Source organism: Mesorhizobium sp. M7A.F.Ca.CA.003.01.2.1, assembly GCF_003998945.1.
Lineage (GTDB): Bacteria > Pseudomonadota > Alphaproteobacteria > Rhizobiales > Rhizobiaceae > Mesorhizobium > Mesorhizobium ciceri.
In genome coordinates, this window is the sequence record NZ_RZRA01001635.1 from 1 (window position 1) to 505 (window position 505).

1 protein-coding gene is annotated in these 505 nt (G+C 60.2%); it reads left to right on the plus strand.

The window, feature by feature from the left end; genetic code table 11:
- The first annotated feature begins 256 nt into the window (after window positions 1-256).
- Window positions 257-409, plus strand: a complete 153-nt coding sequence (locus EN969_RS34665) for a hypothetical protein (protein WP_013532262.1) — start codon at window positions 257-259, stop codon at window positions 407-409.
- The last annotated feature ends 96 nt before the right edge of the window (window positions 410-505 follow it).

Here is a 505-nt window from a genome sequence, read left to right on the forward strand (position 1 = left end):
ATCCCTACTGGCACCAGCAGCTGACGGCAAAGGACCGCTTTGGTGCCGCCGATCTGGTGATTGACCGAAGCGGCATCTGATCGGCAAATCGATGGCGATAGGTATCGCCGCCGCAATGATGGGCATGGCCCCATCATTGCGGCGCGCATCTTGCAAGCCTGGCCATCATCGACGCACTATCGCTTCAGCTGTTGTGTTTGACGGCTAATGCTCCTAGGCAGGACCAGAGCCGCGAGGCAGTGAAAAAGGAGCCGATATGGCGCGACCACCAAACTACGATCAGGAACGCAAGGAACGCGACCGCCAGAAGGCGGCCAAGAAGGCCGAGAAGCTGGCAGCCAAGGTTGCAGCGAGGGAACGTTCGAAGCCCGAAGACGAGACTGAAGCCGAAACCGAAACGGCAAAGTGACGGCAAAAGGCCCGCAGATGCGGGCCGTGCCTCAATCCGGATTGCCGCCTCGGATGTCGCCTTGTGTCAGGCCGGCGCCTTGTCGCTGACAAAGAC